Raw genomic sequence first — 15,619 nt, 5'->3', positions numbered from 1 at the left:
TGATAAAATAAAAGAGTAAAATATAATCAGAAAGAGCATAATCTAAAAGGGGATGTCTTATATGAAATGTGCAAGTTGTAATCAAGAAATGGTAGATGATCTTCGTACGAATGTTCCAGGCACTCTAGTTGATGTTAGATTAATAAAAGAAGAAGAGAATGAAGATATTTTAAACAAAGCGATTGCAATACCGAAAGCAGCAGTATGTTTACAATGCGGCGAAGTGAAATATTACATAGAAGATATTGAATCATTTAGAAATGCTATTAACCATGAATAAAAAAGAAAATCATTAATAAAAAACAGCGTACATTTGAAAAAATCATGTACGCTGTTTTGTTTATATTTTTTTAATATTTCGTACAGATGCATAGCAATGCTCACCATTACTAAAATATACTGCACGGTCTTTCGTGTTAATAGTATCAACGTTATTACGATTAATGACATAGCTGTTATGACATCTGAAGAAGCGGTCATCTAAATTAGATAAATCTTTTAAACTTCCATAGAACTCAATTTGTCTATTGTCTAGATGAGCAATTAGTCGATGTGATTTTGATGATGACTCAAAGAACATAACGTCATCATATTGAACATATACAGAATTGCTACCTCTCGTTAATTCTATCTTTTCAACGTTTGTATTTTTTGAAAGCATACCTAATCTTATGTATGCAGTGTCTAAACAATCTAACACTCTAGTCTTCAGTTGATCTGGATCATCTTTAAAAATAAAATCCATCGCAGCAACTTTATAAACAAATGTTAAATAAGTCAGTTCACTGTGACTTGTGACAAAAACAATATTACCAATAGGATCATACTTACGTATTTCACTTGCTAATGTAATACCATTAATATCAGCGTCTAATTGAATATCTAAAAAGTAACAACCTATATCATTTGAAGATTTAACGTGCTCCAACAATTCGTACGGATCACGTGTTGCAAGTTCAATAGACATTTCTTTTTCTTCAATCATAATATAATTATTGATAATCGTCTGCATGCGCTCTAATTGTTTCGGGTCATCTTCACAAATGATGATTTTCATTGAATCACTTCCTCATTGCTATCATTTAAAATTTCAAGCTTTTGAATAAAGTATTGATTATTAATAAAAGTATCTAAGAAAACATGGTCTGTCTTCTCAGTAATTTCTTTCAACGTAGTTAACCCTATACCACGCTTACGACCTTTAGTAGAATAATGATTTTCAAATAGTTTATGTACCTTAGGCGTATCTTTAGAACATTTATTCATGAATACAAGTAAAATCGATTCCTCATTTTTAATAAATGCAATTTGAATCGTTGGATTATCAACAAACTCAGAAGCCTCAATTGCATTATCCATAATGATGCCAATACATCTACTTAATTCAACAATGTTCATATTTATATGATCAATCTGTTCAGTAATCTCAACACTAATATTGATATTCTGTTCTTGAGATTGAATAATTTTCGTCGTTAATAAACCCTTAATTTCTCTAACGTGTAAATTTTGAAGACCATTAATTTTTATCGCATTTAATTTCATATCATCATGAAGATGTGCAATATTTTGGTCAAAGTATGTTCTTAAACCATCCATATCATCTTCTCTAATATATTCAGATAACGTCGCTAAAATATTTACATAATCATGACGAAACTTACGCATCTCATTATTAATCTGCTCAATCTGCAACGTATACTTATAATACTGATTAATTTCTTTCTTCGTACGCTGCAAAGCCATCTCTCTAATAACCGTGAAAGAAATTAAAATAATAAAAATAGCCGCAACACATACATAAATCACATAAAATAAAGTTTGGAATTCAAACTCTTTTTCAGTATTGTAAGACTTTGGCATGTATACATAGAACACCGTAAATGAAAGACCTAAAAACGCTGCTAACAATAGTAGGTAAATACGGTTGTTATATAAATAGCTTAATTTAAGTCTATTCATTAATTGTCTTATTATAATCGCTATTGATACTGAGATTATAAAATGAAAGACAAAATAAAATACATGTGTTGATATTGCAGAAGGTTCTATATTAAAGATGAGTCTAATTAATAAGGATGATAAATAATCTGAAACTACTGAAATGATTATGACCAGTAATGTATTTATAATCCCAAATATTCTAAATTTAAAGTAGAAAAAGACTCCCAAAAAAGTTATAACAAATATTATAGATGCTACACCAACTATAAAATATAAAGCAAGAGAAGGGATCATGTACCCTAATAATAGGATGACATAATCCCTTTTTGAATATCGATAGTTTTGAGTTAGTGCTAATAAAACTACAAATAATGATGTTTGAAACAAACCATATATAATAGTCTCTGTAATTGATAATTGTGCCATATACTTACACTTCCCAAATTATATATTACTTATTGTTTTTCGTTTAATAATTCTTGTGGTACTTCTGTTTCATCTAAGAATACGTTACAACCTCTAATTACCGCTTTTTCACCGATTGCTGAAAGGATATTTGATACTGATTTTGAAAATAGGCTAGATAATAAATTCATGATAATGTTTCCTCCTCTTTGTAAAATATAGGTAATAGTGATACTGCTTCAAAGATTAATCCTAAACATATTAATTGTTGATAGGGTTCTTTAAGGAATAAAGTTAATACTATCAAAATTGTTGCTGCTAGGATTGATCTTAGTTTAAGTCCTTTTTTCCATTTGCCTAATATTGGGTGTTTCTTTGTTTGCATTGGTGCGTACTTTATAATGATAAGATAACCGACTAACGCTATGGCTAAGAATGGCCAGTAGGGTATGTTGGTATTTATAATTATAAGTGGTGCAACGACAAACATGATTAGGCTTTGTATCGTACATAGAAATGTGGACTTAGCGTGCGCGCCAAACGCGAAATATCGAATGGCAAAATAACTAAGATGTACAATAAGTGTGTATAAAAATATATGGCATAGAAGGGCAGCGCCGTATATAACTATGGTCTTCATCATATTCCCTACAAATACTTCTAGTCCATACTTTACCTTTAAATAACTAACATGATCTAGATTATTTGAATTTTGAAGACTTGCAGCAATTTTATCTATTTGTGTTTGGACAGGTTGATACATAGCGCCCCTCCTTCATTATGATTATAGAACATATTGATTTACATTTTACTTCTTTTGCCTAACTGTATTATTTCAATGCCTAACTGTTTGAATTTATAATATATTTGTATTTTAACATAATTTTAATGCAGTTAAGAACTTAAATTAACGACTTAGGGAAAATATAAAATTCTATTATTGAAATACTATAATATATTTAGTGAATATTTAATTTTTTATGATAAATTAAAAAGTTTAAATATAAAGGAGGATCCTTTATGGCAGGCGATATCGTCAATGCTATTTGTAGTATTTTTAATTGGTTAGTGGAACTTTTTAATGGGTTGTTTACTTAAATATCTGCTGTGATTGATACGTGGTTATTCATATAATAAATATTTTAACGTGTACCATTTGGTATGCGTTTTTATTATAGTTATTGAGCGTTTTCATGTAGAATGATATTAAAGAACAAATTAGGGAGGAATTTAATTTTATGAAAACGAAAGGTTATATTGGTAGTTATACGAAGAAAGAAGGAAAAGGGATTTATCGTTTTGATGTTGATGAGAATGATCAAACAATCGAGAAGGTTGAAGTTGGTTATGAAATTGAAGCATCTACATATTTAACACAACATGGTCAATTTTTATATGCTATTAAAAGAGATGGCGATGATTGCGGTGTTGCAAGTTTTAATATTAATGAAGATGGTAGTTTAACATATATAAATGATTGCTTAGCTTCACAAGAAGGAACGGGTTGTCATATTTCAGTTTCTGAAGACGGTCAATATTTATTTGAAGCTGTTTATGGTAGTGGTTATGTAAGACTTTATAAATTAAACGCTGAAAATGGCGAAATTATTGAATTAATAGATGTGTATAAAGGTGAAGGTCATGGACCAAATGAAGCAAGACAAGAAGGTAGCCATATACACTTTGCAGAACAGACACCAGATTTAGATTATATCGTTACAGTTGATTTAGGTGCAGATGTGATCAGAACATTTAAATTCTCTGATGAAGGATTGGAATTATATGAAACGTTAGAAGTCCAAGCTGGAAGCGGTCCAAGACATATTGCGTTCCATCCAAGTGGTGTTTACGCATACTTAGTAAATGAACTGAGCAATACGATTCAAGTGTTGTCATATAAAAATGGAGTGTTTGCGACAATCAGTCCAGCACTATTAACGATTCCAGAAGACTTTGATTTAAATTCACAAGTTGCTGCTGTTAGATTAAGTCATGATGGTCAGTTTATTTATGTTTCTAACAGAGGACATAATAGTATAGCTGTTTATAAAATATTAGGTGATGGTGCAAATGTTGAATTAGTTGAAATTGTAACAAGTGGTGGAACTTGGCCTAGAGATTTAAATATCACACCAAGTGATTCATTTATAGTTGTTGCACATGAACATTCATATAATTTAGTATTATTTAGTCGAAATAAAGAAACTGGTAAGCTGACAGAAATAGAGAATGAACAAAAAGCTGCAGAAGGCGTTTGTGTTCAATTTATATAATGGTAGGTGATGAACGTTGAAAATAGCACTATATCAGATGCATGTAATACCTGGAGAGCCTGAAAAAAATATTGAAAAAATTAATCAATGGTTAGATGAGTTAGATGATGAAATTGACATAGCAGTGTTACCTGAAATGTGGAACACTTCTTATCGATTAAATGAGTTAACCGAACTTGCTGATGAAGATGGTCAAAGAATTTTACCTTTCTTAGAGCAAAAAGCAAAAGAAATCCATAAACATATTGTGGCTGGTTCAATTGCATATAAAAAAGGAAATGAAATTTATAATCGAACAATTGTCGTCAATAACGAAGGAAAGTGCATTAATACTTACGACAAAGCACATCTTGTACCAATGTTTAATGAACATCATTTCTTAACTTCAGGTAGTAAGAAATCAACTGTATATGAGTTAGATGAAATAGAGATGGGAACGATTATTTGTTATGATTTAAGATTCCCAGAATTAACACGTTCATTAGCTTTAGAAGATGCAAAAGTAATTTTTGTTCCGGCACAATGGCCGAAATCAAGAATTGATCATTGGAAAGTATTATTACGTGCTAGAGCAATTGAGAACCAAGTGTATATTATTGCTTGTAATAGTGTGGGGACTTGTGATGATAACGAATTTGGTGGGCATAGTTTAGCATATGCACCAGATGGTACATTAATTGATAGTTTATACTATGATGAAGATACATTAATCGTAGATATAGACTTTGATTCGCAAGAAAAAATTCGAGAAGCTATTCCTATTTTCAATAGTTTAAGAACAGATTTATATTAGGTAGATGTAGTTAGAGACTGGGATATTATATGATATTCCAGTCTCTTATTATTATCTTACAAATGTCATATTGAACATTTGTAGAAAAAGTATAAAATCAATTATAAGACAGAAAATAGTTAAGGCATGGAGATGATCTATTTGGAAAGTAGTATAGCAGTCCAATTTAAAAATGTAGAATATGAAATAGAACAGTCTCGTATTTTAAAAGGTGTTACAGGTGACATTTATAAAGGTAAACTCACTTCTATAATCGGGCCATCAGGTGCAGGAAAGTCAACACTACTCTCTTTAATTAATTTGTTAAAGTCTAGTACAAGTGGCGAAATATTCATTGATCAACAATCTATTCAAACATATAATCCAATGGAACTTAGAAGAAAAGTACAACTGGTTTCTCAAGAAGCGACGATGATTAAAGGAACTGTAAAAGATAATTTAGAACTGCCATTAATACTTCAAAATAAAAAAATGACAGATGAAGAAGCTAAATATTATTTGAAGATAGTCGATTTGCCAGATACTTTCTTGAATAAAAATAGTAAAGAATTATCAGGTGGAGAAAAACAAAAGTTATCATTAGCACGATCACTCGTTAATAAACCTAAAGTGATATTGCTAGATGAAGTGACATCGGCATTAGATAGAAACTCAAAGCGTGCAATTGAAGAGCTATTAAAAAAAATTATTAAAGAACACGAAGTTACGATGATATGGATTACACATGATATTAATCAAGCCTTTAGAATGAGCGATTACATATGGGTTATGATCAATGGAGAAGTTGCACAAGCTGATACAACTGAAAATGTTAAAAATTCAGAACAACCAAATGTCAGAAGCTTTATAGGAGAAAAATTAATATGAGTATAACATCAATCGTGTTAATGTTTATTTTTATAATTATTCCGATCGTTATTTCGAAAAGTTTTAATTTAGGCTTAGAGAAAGATACATTAATTGCAGCTATTCGATCATTTGTTCAATTATTAATTGTAGGGTATATTTTACAATTTATATTTGATCAAGAGAGCCATATTTTTATCATTTTAATGGTCATGCTCATAATAGGTGCTGCAACACAAAATGCACGAAAAAAAGGTTTGGAAATACCAGGCATCACTTGGAAATTATTACTCGCTTTTGTAGCAATAGAAGTTATTACACAAGGTATCTTATTAGGATTTAAAATAACACCACCAACAGCACAATACATCATACCAATAAGTGGCATGATTGTTGGTAATGCGATGGTATTAAGTATATTGTTCTTAAATAGATTTATGTCAGAAGTTAAACAAAATGAAAATGTGATAGAGCTTGTTCTATGTTTGGGAGGAACTCCTAAACAAGCTATACATAAGCAACTGATCACTTCTATACAGTCTAGTGTTATACCAACTATAGAACAACAAAAGACAATTGGTCTTGTTCAATTACCCGGGATGATGAGTGGTCAAATTATAGGTGGGGCAGATCCAATTGAAGCGGTACTCTTTCAAATATTAATCGTATTTATGTTATTAACAAGCGCTACAATGACGAGTGTAATATTAGGCTTCTTGTCATATCCAACTTTATTTAATAAAAAGCAGCAACTCATTGAAAGTCAATATAAATAAAAATAAGCATATGGTTAAGACGTTAAAGAATGTCTATACCATATGCTTATTTTATATGCTTAAATTTAGTTTTGTCGCTATTAGTAACAATTCAGAATTACTTTTTAAACATGGCTCTCACGTATATAGCTTTTCCTTTATAAGGTGGGAAAAGGACACCAGTTTCTAGTTTAGTTGTTTTAAACATGATGCTCTTTTCATTGCTAAAGAGTTCAAATGAAGCTTTGCCATGATATTTACCAATACCTGAATGACCGACGCCACCAAATGGTAAGTTATGATTACCTAAATGTAAAAGTGTGTCATTGATACAACCGCCACCGAATGATATTCTTCTGACGACTTCATCAGTATGATTTTCGTCTTCACTAAATAAATATAATGATAGTGGTTTTGGCTTATTCTTGATAAATTGAATGGCGTCGCCGAATGCTTCATACGTCATAATAGGTAATATTGGACCAAAGATTTCATCTTCCATTAGAATATCATCAAATTTAACATTATCGACAATAGTCGGTTCTATATAGCGATTCTCTCTGTCCGAGCTACCACCGTAAACGATGTCACCATTAGTTTGATTAAGTAAATTCACTAATCGATCTGTATGACGTTCATTTACGATTCGGCCATAATCTTCACTATTTTGTGCTGATGAGGTATAAAACTCTCGAATAGTTGTTTGAATCGCTTTAATGAATTGTTGTTTAATCGATGCGTCGATGATGACATAATCTGGTGCTACACATGTTTGACCGGCATTAATGAATTTACCAAATGCGATTCTTTCTGCTGCTACTTTAATATTTGCAGTCTTATCTACAATTGCAGGACTCTTTCCACCTAATTCAAGTGCTACTGGAATCAGTTGTTTACTAGCTTGTTCATAAACAATTTGTCCAACTTTTGTAGAACCCGTAAAGAATATAAAGTCGAATGGATAAGTTAACAGTTCTTCAGTTACAGTTTGATCACCAGTTATACAAGATACATATGAAGGGTTAAATGCTTCTTGTATAATTTTTTCTATAATAACACTAACATTTGGTGTAAGTTCTGAAGGCTTGATAACTGCACAATTTCCAGCAGCAATGGCGCCGATTAAAGGTTCGATAACTAGTTGAAACGGATAATTGAACGGACCGATGATTAAGACTGTGCCATATGGTTCGTTAATTGTGTAACTTTTACCTGGGAATAAAAATACAGGTGTGTTCACGTTTCTTTTACTTGCTAAACTCTTGACTTCTTTTAGCATGAAAGAGATACTTTTGTAAATGTAACCTATTTCAGTAGCATAAGATTCAACAGAATTTTTACCTAAATCTTGTTGCAATGCTGAAATCAAGGCACTTTCATTTGATTTAATGGATTTTCTCAGTGCTCTTAACTGTTTTTTTCTAAATTTAATATCTTTTGTTACATCACTATCAAAAAGTGATTGCAAGTTTTCGAATTGAGTCGCGATAGTCAATATGGATGTCTCCTTTATACTTCTATTGTTTATATTTTAACAATAGTTATAATTAAAAGCGAAGTGTTTATTTATGAAATTTTTATTTTTAAAAAAATAACGAAAAGGTGAAATAATATGAGATTTGGATTTATAGGTACCAATTGGATAAGTGATAAATTTATAGAGAATGGTTTAGAAGTTGAAGCGTTTGAACCATATGCTGTCTATTCACGTACTGAAGAAAGAGCAAACTATTATAAGGAGAAACATCAACTTACTGAAACATTCACAGATTTAGAGTTATTTTGTCAATCACCTAATTTTGAAGCGGTATACATAGCATCACCAAATGCGTTCCATTTTGAACAAGCAGAAATAGCGATTAAAAATAAAAAACATGTCTTGATCGAAAAGCCAGCGACAATTGTGCAAGAGCAATTTGAAGCATTATCTAAACTTGCTTATGAATATAATGTTACTGTTATGGAAGCGATGAAATCAACATTATTACCGCCATTTGTAGAATTTACAAATGATCAAATTGATATTGGTGAAATAAGATATGCTGATTTTCATTATCACCAATATTCTTCAAGATATGATAACTATAAAAAAGGCATCATAGAAAATGCGTTTAAACCTGAGTTAGGGAACGGCGCTTTAATGGACTTAGGTGTTTATGCGGTAGCACCGATGATACATTTGTTTGGTATGCCACAAAGTATTAAAGCAAATGGTTTTAAATTAGATACTGGAGCAGATGGACAAGGTAATGCGATATTGGATTATCATACTTTCCAAGCAACGATTAGTTATTCAAAAATATGTGACCGCCCCAGTCCTTCAGAAATAGTAGGGGAAAATGGTTATGTATTAATTGATAAAATAAGTGCACCTTCAAATATAAAAGTATTTAATAGAGAAGGTGTATTACAGAAAGAATATAATAATGATTCACCGTTAACAATGAAAGATGAAATAATTGAATTTATTAAGTGTGTACAGAATCATAAGGTAGAGTCATCTATTAATACACATCAAAGATCATTAGAAACGATTAAAGTATTAGATGAAATTAGACAGCAAATTGGAGTTCAATTTAATGTCTAAAAAGTACTTCATCATTACGGCTATGATTATTATCGTTTTACTGTTAGTCGTGGCATTTGTGCCATTTAAACAAAATCCATCTTCGACATCAAGAGTGGTCGTTGATCACTTTAATCATAAGTATGCATTTCCGAGTTGTTATGATTACGAAAAAGCATCAAATTATATCGATGAAGTAACATATAAAGATGCTCAAGATTTAAAATATCCACCTATGAATACGTGCACAGAAGAAAAGGCAAAGCCTCAATATAAATCATTGCTTAAACGGTTATTAGAAAGTACAGAAATATAAAAAATCCTGACGAAATGATATCATTTCGTCAGGATTTTTTGATTATTTCTTTAATACATCATGTGTGCTTTCATCTTTAGTCATAACATCTTTAACGTACGGACAAACTGGATCAATTACTTTCTCTTCAGATCTTGCTTTTTCAATAACAACATCAACCAATTTTCTAGCAATACCTTGTCCTCGTAGTGAAGGATCTACAAATGTATGATCGACCACAAGTGTCTTGCCATCTAAGTCTTGATACGTGATTTCTGCTTCAAAATCATTCTCAGAATTGCCTACATAAAATTTGTTTGTACCTTGTTTGATTTCCATTTAAAGCACACTCCTTATAAATTATTTACCTAATAATTCATCAATAGGTGGAACGACTTGTTTCTTACGAGAAACAACGCCAGGTAATACAGCGACATTTCCATTTAATTCAGTGTTGAATGCTTTTGTTACGACTTGTTGTTCTTTACCTAAAGCAATAGCAGTTGAGTCACTGTTTAAGATATCTGTAATAACAAATACAAATAAGTCATATTGTTCTTTAGCAATAATTGCGTTGATTTCATTTTCAACGTCTTCTTGAATTTCAAGAACTTCGTTTACATCAACAGTATTAACTTGTGCAATACGTACGACTTTATCACCCATGTTGAATGATTTAGCATCCATATTTAAAAGGAATTCAGGTGATTTACCTTTTACTGAAGCACCAGCTTTTAACATTTCTAAACCATATTCATTTAAATCAACATTGGCAATTTTAGCTAATGCTTCACAAGCTTTTTTATCTTGTTCTGTGCATGTTGGTGATTTAAATAGTAATGTATCAGAGATAATAGCTGAAATCATAAGACCAGCAATTTCAGGTTTAATTTCAACACCATTTTCTTCATACATTTTTTTAAGGATTGTAGTCGTACAACCAACTGGTTCAGCTCTGTAATATAAAGGTGCTGCTGTTTCAAAATTACTGATACGGTGGTGATCAACAACCATTGTAATTGTAGCATCTGAAATGTCATCTGCACTTTGTTGGAATTCATTGTGATCGACTAAAATAACGTCTTTATCTTTTAAAGGTGTTTCTAACAATGCAGGTGCTTGAACTTTGAAATAATCCAATGCAAATTGTGTTTCGTCTGAAACGTCTCCAAGTCTTGCAGCTTGAACGTCATTTCCAAGTTCTTTTTGTAAATCTTCCATTACTAATGCTGAAGCAATTGTATCTGTGTCAGGATTCTTATGTCCAAATATAAATGTGTTTACCAATGTAATTTCTCCTTTTGCTTTGAATATTCTGTCACTTTATTTTAACATGAACACCTTGTCTATTCTACAACTGCGCCTATACTATTTTCAAAATGTGTAAGTGCCCATTCATGTCCAGCTTGATTAAAAGAAGCGACACAATTCTTCGGTATAATAATTTGATAATTTAAATTGTAAGCATCGACAGCAGTATGTAACACACAAATATCTGTACAAACGCCAACAATTTCAACAGTATCAATATGTCGTTCTCTTAATAAACTATCAAGATTTGTACCGAAAAATGCACTATATCTTGTCTTATCTATCCAAAATACATGATTAGAATGTTTGATTGAATCGTATTGAGGCTTTAATGAGTTATATAAATTTCGACCTTCTGTACCTACAATATTATGAGGTGGAAATAATTTTGTTTCAGGATGATATGGATCATTCTCATGGTGATAGTCCATTAAATAAAAAATTAAATCTTCATTCGAATTGTATGTTTCAATTTTGTGGTGAATATTTTGTTCAATTTCTTGACCAGGTTCTCCGCATGTTAACTTACCATCTGTCGCAACGAAATCATTTGAATAATCAACGATAATGAGTGCTTTCTTCAATTATATTCCCCCTAATTGTTTATAAAATGTTTTCAGTGTAATATAAATATACATGCAAGTATACGCTATATTAAGGTGGTTATGAAGTATGAAGCATATTGTTAATGTAAATCGTTATGGTGCTAAAGGTGGTTGTGGAATAACGGATACAGTTGGTATTCAATTAGCTTTGTTACAAGCTAAGAAAGGACCAGTAACTGTTTATATACCTAAAGGTGTTTATCATATTATTTATGAATTAGTGATATATGAAAATACAACGCTTATTTTACATGATGAAGCAGTGTTAATCAGAAAATCGCATACAGCTATGCTGAAAAACGGACATAGATTGAAAAAATACTATGGCTATGAAGGTCATGGTAATATCAATATTATCGGTGGGACATTTGATGCATATGGACATACAAATAATACAAATAACACAATCATGTCTATTGGTCATGCACGAAATATTCAAATACATAATGTGACATTTAAGAATGTTGTTGGTGGGCATGCGATTGATGCATGTGGCTTAGATGGCTTTTATGTAAATGAATGTAAGTTCCTTGGATTCCGTGACGATAGTGGAACAAGGTTATTTAGTGAAGCTGTACAAATAGATATTCAAACTGAAGGGGCATTTCCTAAATTTGGGGCGACAGATGGTACGATAACTAAAAATGCACTGATCGAAAACTGTTATTTCGGAAATTCAGGTGATCCGAACATGTTACCTTGGAATAGAGCAGTCGGATCTCATGCAAGTATGTATGATGTGTTTTATGAGAATATAAATATTCAACATAATACTTTTGAAGGGTTAGGGGATTTCGCAGTTACTTTATTAAAAGCGAAAGATTCAACTGTTACAAACAATCAATTTATAAATTGTGAGGGTGGCATACGCTATTTAGCAGTACCAACAGGTAAATATTCTGTAGATATCCATAAATTAAATAGAGGCGGACAAGCAGGGTCAACTATTTTGATAGGTGATAATACATTTAAAGATATTAAAAGTAAACCAAGTATTTTAATTAAAAGTTATGAAGACGTTATGAATAAAGATATTTATATTTATAATAATCATTTTGAAGGAGAATCTTCAAATAATATTAAATTCATTAAGACGACAGATATTTATTTATACAATAACCGTAATTTAAGCAATATCAAACAAGATCAAGTTGAGAATCTTATTCATATTTAATTAAAATGGAGGACATGATGAATAGCATAGACCGTTATATTGAACAAATAGATGAAAAGAAAAAAGAAACATATATTCATTTGCTAGATACAATCAAAACACATTTACCACCAGGATATGAACTAGTCATGCAATACGGTATGCCGACATTTGTAGTACCTTTAGATAAATATCCAAAAGGTTATTTAAATAGAGCAGACGAACCACTTCCGTTCATTAGTCTTGCTGCTCAAAAAAATCATATTGCCTTATATCATATGGGCTTATATGGGATGAAAGAATTGAAAGAATGGTTTGAAGACAGATACAAAGAGCAAGTACCAACTAAATTAAATATGGGGAAAAGTTGTATTAGATTCACAAACAATAAAAACATACCCTTTACTTTAATAGGTGAGTTGAGTGAAAAAGTCACTGTAGATGAATGGATACAAAAATATGAATCAGGACATAGAAATCAAAAATAATAGTTTTAGTGATGATTACTTGAATTATACGAGAATGCTTTATTTTATGCATAAAATTGGAGATTTGTATCGATTTTGCAAAGTGCTGACGCCTGAGGGAATAGTATGAGTGAGAGACTATAGGCTCGAGCCATACCCTAGGCAAGCATGCACGAGCAAAATCGTAGATTATAAAATAACACCCTATTTACTGAATAAATCAGTAAATAAGGTGTTTTTTAATTTTAGTTAGGAATTATATCCCAAACTATTTATTTATGTAATTCGCTTATCAAAATTACCTAGCACTTTTACATTAAAGTCTAATGTTTTTAGGATTGTAATTACTTTTTTCATTTCTACATCTTCAGCGCTACAATCTGCTTGAACAAAGAAATGATACATGCCGAGTTGCGTTTTGAGTGGTCGTGACTCAATCCATGATAAGTTGATATTAAATAAAGCAAATGTATTTAATATACTTGCTAATAAGCCTGGTTTATCTTGGTCAGGAGTAATTAATAAAATACTATCTGTTGCTTTTTCAACATGTTTTTCTTCAGCTGATAAAATTAAAAATCTTGTTGTATTATGTGGATAGTCTTCGATGTGTTCATGCAATGCTTCAACATCGTCATTAGTTTTTTCTAAACCAATTGGTGCAATTGCGCCAGTATGTGCATCTATTTCATCTAAACTTTGAACGGTACTATCAGAATATCTGTATGCAAAGTTATGATTTTTAATAAATTTAGATGTTTGATTGATCGCAGGGGCAATAGAAACAACTTCTTTAATATCTTCTAATTTTGCGCCTTTTTGAACATAAAGAGAAAATGATATATCTAGATGTAATTCGTCTATAACGTGGATTTTCTGTTCTGTTAATGAATCGGCAATGATGTTGATCGTACCTTCGATAGAATTTTCAATTGGTGCAATTGCGATGTTTTCTGGGTCAGCTTCAATTGCTTTAACCACTTCATACAAATTTGACTTAGGAATATATTCATTGATTTCATCTGGCTTATATTTAAGTGCTGCCATATGAGAAAATGTACCTAGTGGTCCTAAATAATATAACTTCATAAATGACTTCCTTTCTAATGCATTGGACAACCTTGTTGATTTTGTCTATATAAAAAGTTTGGACTTCTCATCTCATTATCATAGCCTTTATGATAATTATGTACAAGTGAAGGTGAAAGAGGAGGTGCAAGCCAACTCCATTTTCCGGTCACTTTTCTATTAGCTTTACATTCATTTTCTTCAAATTTCTTAAATTGTTTAGAGGCATTATAATGATCAACAATTGCAACACCCGCTTCTTTATACGAATGATAAATAGCATAATTAAACTCTACTAAAGCTCTATCTCTCCAGTAACTTGATGTTGTCGTCGTATCAAAATCAAATGCTTCTGCAATATCTTTTAATTTATTATAGCGATATTCATCAGTAAAATTTCTAACGCCTATTTCAGTTTCCATGTACCACCCGTTGAATGGGGCAGTATGATAATATATACCACCAATTTCTAAATCCATATTTGAAATGATGGGTACTGCATACCATTTCAGTTGTAGTGATGCTAACTTAGGATACTGTTTATGAGTGATGTCAATTTCTTTAATGAGTTCTTGTGGATATTGATGGATTTTAGGGCGTTGTTGATTAATTCGATACATTAATGGAAGTACATCAAAATCAGTTTGAGGACTTTGCCAATTTAAATGGCGTGCTAATTTCGTCATTTCAATAGATTTAGGGTCGCCCTTATCTCCGTATCCTGCATATCTAATCAATTGTTCATTCATAATTTCTATTTGGTTGTTATATATGCTGATCATGGGTTTGATTTTTCCATCATTTGTAGCATCTTTAATGTGATCTTCAATTGAAGCGATAAATGTTTGTTCATCTTGAATATGTCTTAAATCTCTAACCGTCAATTTATCCCAAAATAGTCTACCAATACATCTATTTGAATTTCTCCAAGCTACTTTCGCACCATATTCTAATTCCTCGGTAGTGTGGGTATAAGTACCAGTTTGTGAAATTTCATGTTCTATTTCTTGTATTCTTTTATTCATTTGTAATTCTGATATTTCTAATTCTTTATACATATCGTTAATAAAAGCAGTCGCTTTATCTCGTAACATAAATACACCTCTATGTACTAGTATAAGCGACTGCTAATTTTTGA

19 protein-coding genes are annotated in these 15,619 nt (G+C 31.2%); 9 read left to right on the top strand and 10 right to left on the bottom strand.

Annotated elements, in window-relative coordinates; translation table 11 throughout:
- Positions 1-61 precede the first annotated feature (61 nt).
- Positions 62-280: a hypothetical protein gene (locus LQ622_RS11440; RefSeq protein ID WP_025905095.1), complete on the top strand. Its 219-nt coding sequence runs from the start codon at positions 62-64 to the stop codon at positions 278-280.
- Positions 281-340: 60 nt separating this feature from the next.
- Here LQ622_RS11440 and agrA read toward each other — a convergent pair whose 3' ends face one another.
- From agrA to LQ622_RS11420, 4 genes are read right to left on the bottom strand one after another with little or no spacing between them, the layout of a single operon-like run.
- Positions 341-1,057 (bottom strand): quorum-sensing response regulator AgrA, encoded by a 717-nt coding sequence (gene agrA / locus LQ622_RS11435; protein WP_037589542.1) that lies wholly within the window; start codon positions 1,055-1,057, stop codon positions 341-343.
- Positions 1,054-2,370 carry a quorum-sensing sensor histidine kinase AgrC gene (gene agrC, locus LQ622_RS11430; protein ID WP_107596810.1) on the bottom strand — a complete coding sequence of 439 codons (1,317 nt, stop codon included), beginning with the start codon at positions 2,368-2,370 and terminating at the stop codon, positions 1,054-1,056. Before agrC ends, agrA begins: the two co-directional genes overlap by 4 nt.
- A gap of 29 nt (positions 2,371-2,399) precedes the next feature.
- Entirely contained in the window at positions 2,400-2,540 is a 141-nt protein-coding gene (gene agrD, locus LQ622_RS11425) for a cyclic lactone autoinducer peptide AgrD (protein WP_107565491.1), read from the bottom strand.
- On the bottom strand, positions 2,537-3,112 hold the full coding sequence (locus tag LQ622_RS11420) for an accessory gene regulator AgrB (RefSeq protein ID WP_048540629.1): 576 nt from the start codon (positions 3,110-3,112) through the stop codon (positions 2,537-2,539). Before LQ622_RS11420 ends, agrD begins: the two co-directional genes overlap by 4 nt.
- A 475-nt stretch (positions 3,113-3,587) precedes the next feature.
- On the opposite strand from LQ622_RS11420, the gene pglS reads away from it, so the two are divergent.
- The 4 genes from pglS to LQ622_RS11400 all read left to right on the top strand — a co-directional run bounded on the left by pglS (position 3,588) and on the right by LQ622_RS11400 (position 7,037).
- A complete protein-coding gene (gene pglS, locus LQ622_RS11415) occupies positions 3,588-4,622 on the top strand; it encodes a 6-phosphogluconolactonase (RefSeq protein ID WP_204188902.1) in 1,035 nt (344 codons plus the stop codon).
- A 16-nt stretch (positions 4,623-4,638) separates the two neighbouring features.
- Complete coding sequence (locus LQ622_RS11410; RefSeq protein WP_159315367.1) at positions 4,639-5,415, top strand: carbon-nitrogen family hydrolase; 777 nt, start codon at positions 4,639-4,641, stop codon at positions 5,413-5,415.
- 141 nt (positions 5,416-5,556) lie between these two features.
- On the top strand, positions 5,557-6,282 hold the full coding sequence (locus LQ622_RS11405; RefSeq protein ID WP_204253052.1) for an ABC transporter ATP-binding protein: 726 nt from the start codon (positions 5,557-5,559) through the stop codon (positions 6,280-6,282).
- Positions 6,279-7,037 carry an ABC transporter permease gene (locus LQ622_RS11400; RefSeq protein WP_107576939.1) on the top strand — a complete coding sequence of 253 codons (759 nt, stop codon included), beginning with the start codon at positions 6,279-6,281 and terminating at the stop codon, positions 7,035-7,037. Before LQ622_RS11405 ends, LQ622_RS11400 begins: the two co-directional genes overlap by 4 nt.
- A 97-nt stretch (positions 7,038-7,134) precedes the next feature.
- On the opposite strand, the gene LQ622_RS11395 is transcribed toward LQ622_RS11400, so the two are convergent.
- Positions 7,135-8,514, bottom strand: a complete 1,380-nt coding sequence (locus LQ622_RS11395) for an aldehyde dehydrogenase (RefSeq protein WP_481817266.1) — start codon at positions 8,512-8,514, stop codon at positions 7,135-7,137.
- A 114-nt stretch (positions 8,515-8,628) separates the two neighbouring features.
- Between LQ622_RS11395 and LQ622_RS11390 the strand changes: the two genes are divergently transcribed.
- Together LQ622_RS11390 and LQ622_RS11385 are read left to right on the top strand one after the other, a co-directional pair.
- Entirely contained in the window at positions 8,629-9,603 is a 975-nt protein-coding gene (locus LQ622_RS11390; protein WP_239762556.1) for a Gfo/Idh/MocA family protein, read from the top strand.
- Positions 9,596-9,898, top strand: a complete 303-nt coding sequence (locus tag LQ622_RS11385; RefSeq protein WP_239762559.1) for a hypothetical protein — start codon at positions 9,596-9,598, stop codon at positions 9,896-9,898. The genes LQ622_RS11390 and LQ622_RS11385 overlap by 8 nt, the downstream gene beginning before the upstream one ends.
- A 42-nt stretch (positions 9,899-9,940) precedes the next feature.
- Here LQ622_RS11385 and LQ622_RS11380 read toward each other — a convergent pair whose 3' ends face one another.
- Genes LQ622_RS11380 through LQ622_RS11370 form a run of 3 tightly spaced genes read right to left on the bottom strand, consistent with a single transcriptional unit; the run spans position 9,941 to position 11,772 of the window.
- Entirely contained in the window at positions 9,941-10,216 is a 276-nt protein-coding gene (locus LQ622_RS11380; RefSeq protein ID WP_025905106.1) for a GNAT family N-acetyltransferase, read from the bottom strand.
- A gap of 21 nt (positions 10,217-10,237) precedes the next feature.
- On the bottom strand, positions 10,238-11,164 hold the full coding sequence (locus LQ622_RS11375) for a manganese-dependent inorganic pyrophosphatase (protein WP_037589529.1): 927 nt from the start codon (positions 11,162-11,164) through the stop codon (positions 10,238-10,240).
- Between the two features lie 59 nt (positions 11,165-11,223).
- Positions 11,224-11,772, bottom strand: coding sequence for a cysteine hydrolase family protein (locus LQ622_RS11370; RefSeq protein ID WP_239740495.1), 549 nt, complete (start codon positions 11,770-11,772; stop codon positions 11,224-11,226).
- An 88-nt stretch (positions 11,773-11,860) separates the two neighbouring features.
- On the opposite strand from LQ622_RS11370, the gene LQ622_RS11365 reads away from it, so the two are divergent.
- Together LQ622_RS11365 and LQ622_RS11360 are read left to right on the top strand one after the other, a co-directional pair.
- On the top strand, positions 11,861-12,967 hold the full coding sequence (locus LQ622_RS11365; protein WP_126477120.1) for a glycosyl hydrolase family 28-related protein: 1,107 nt from the start codon (positions 11,861-11,863) through the stop codon (positions 12,965-12,967).
- 14 nt (positions 12,968-12,981) lie between these two features.
- Positions 12,982-13,434, top strand: a complete 453-nt coding sequence (locus LQ622_RS11360) for an iron chaperone (protein WP_308193329.1) — start codon at positions 12,982-12,984, stop codon at positions 13,432-13,434.
- A 255-nt stretch (positions 13,435-13,689) separates the two neighbouring features.
- On the opposite strand, the gene LQ622_RS11355 is transcribed toward LQ622_RS11360, so the two are convergent.
- Entirely contained in the window at positions 13,690-14,502 is an 813-nt protein-coding gene (locus LQ622_RS11355; protein ID WP_126477119.1) for a prephenate dehydratase, read from the bottom strand.
- A gap of 14 nt (positions 14,503-14,516) precedes the next feature.
- Complete coding sequence (locus tag LQ622_RS11350) at positions 14,517-15,575, bottom strand: nitric oxide synthase oxygenase (protein ID WP_206166859.1); 1,059 nt, start codon at positions 15,573-15,575, stop codon at positions 14,517-14,519.
- Between the last annotated feature and the right edge of the window lie 44 nt (positions 15,576-15,619).

The organism is Mammaliicoccus sp. N-M50, from assembly GCF_022386995.1.
GTDB classification, from domain to species: Bacteria; Bacillota; Bacilli; order Staphylococcales; family Staphylococcaceae; genus Mammaliicoccus; species Mammaliicoccus sciuri_A.
The sequence above is the reverse complement of the archived record's forward strand: the minus strand, read 5'-3'. Positions and strand labels throughout refer to the sequence as shown.

Coding starts and splice junctions, on each gene's coding strand:
- pglS (WP_204188902.1), top strand. CDS start 3,588: ATGAAAACGAAAGGTTATATTGGTAGTTATACGAAGAAAGAAGGAAAA.
- LQ622_RS11420 (WP_048540629.1), bottom strand. CDS start 3,112: ATGTATCAACCTGTCCAAACACAAATAGATAAAATTGCTGCAAGTCTT.
- LQ622_RS11355 (WP_126477119.1), bottom strand. CDS start 14,502: ATGAAGTTATATTATTTAGGACCACTAGGTACATTTTCTCATATGGCA.
- LQ622_RS11365 (WP_126477120.1), top strand. CDS start 11,861: ATGAAGCATATTGTTAATGTAAATCGTTATGGTGCTAAAGGTGGTTGT.
- agrC (WP_107596810.1), bottom strand. CDS start 2,370: ATGGCACAATTATCAATTACAGAGACTATTATATATGGTTTGTTTCAA.
- LQ622_RS11360 (WP_308193329.1), top strand. CDS start 12,982: ATGATGAATAGCATAGACCGTTATATTGAACAAATAGATGAAAAGAAA.
- LQ622_RS11385 (WP_239762559.1), top strand. CDS start 9,596: ATGTCTAAAAAGTACTTCATCATTACGGCTATGATTATTATCGTTTTA.
- LQ622_RS11350 (WP_206166859.1), bottom strand. CDS start 15,575: ATGTTACGAGATAAAGCGACTGCTTTTATTAACGATATGTATAAAGAA.
- LQ622_RS11440 (WP_025905095.1), top strand. CDS start 62: ATGAAATGTGCAAGTTGTAATCAAGAAATGGTAGATGATCTTCGTACG.
- agrA (WP_037589542.1), bottom strand. CDS start 1,057: ATGAAAATCATCATTTGTGAAGATGACCCGAAACAATTAGAGCGCATG.
- LQ622_RS11400 (WP_107576939.1), top strand. CDS start 6,279: ATGAGTATAACATCAATCGTGTTAATGTTTATTTTTATAATTATTCCG.
- agrD (WP_107565491.1), bottom strand. CDS start 2,540: ATGAATTTATTATCTAGCCTATTTTCAAAATCAGTATCAAATATCCTT.
- LQ622_RS11380 (WP_025905106.1), bottom strand. CDS start 10,216: ATGGAAATCAAACAAGGTACAAACAAATTTTATGTAGGCAATTCTGAG.
- LQ622_RS11390 (WP_239762556.1), top strand. CDS start 8,629: ATGAGATTTGGATTTATAGGTACCAATTGGATAAGTGATAAATTTATA.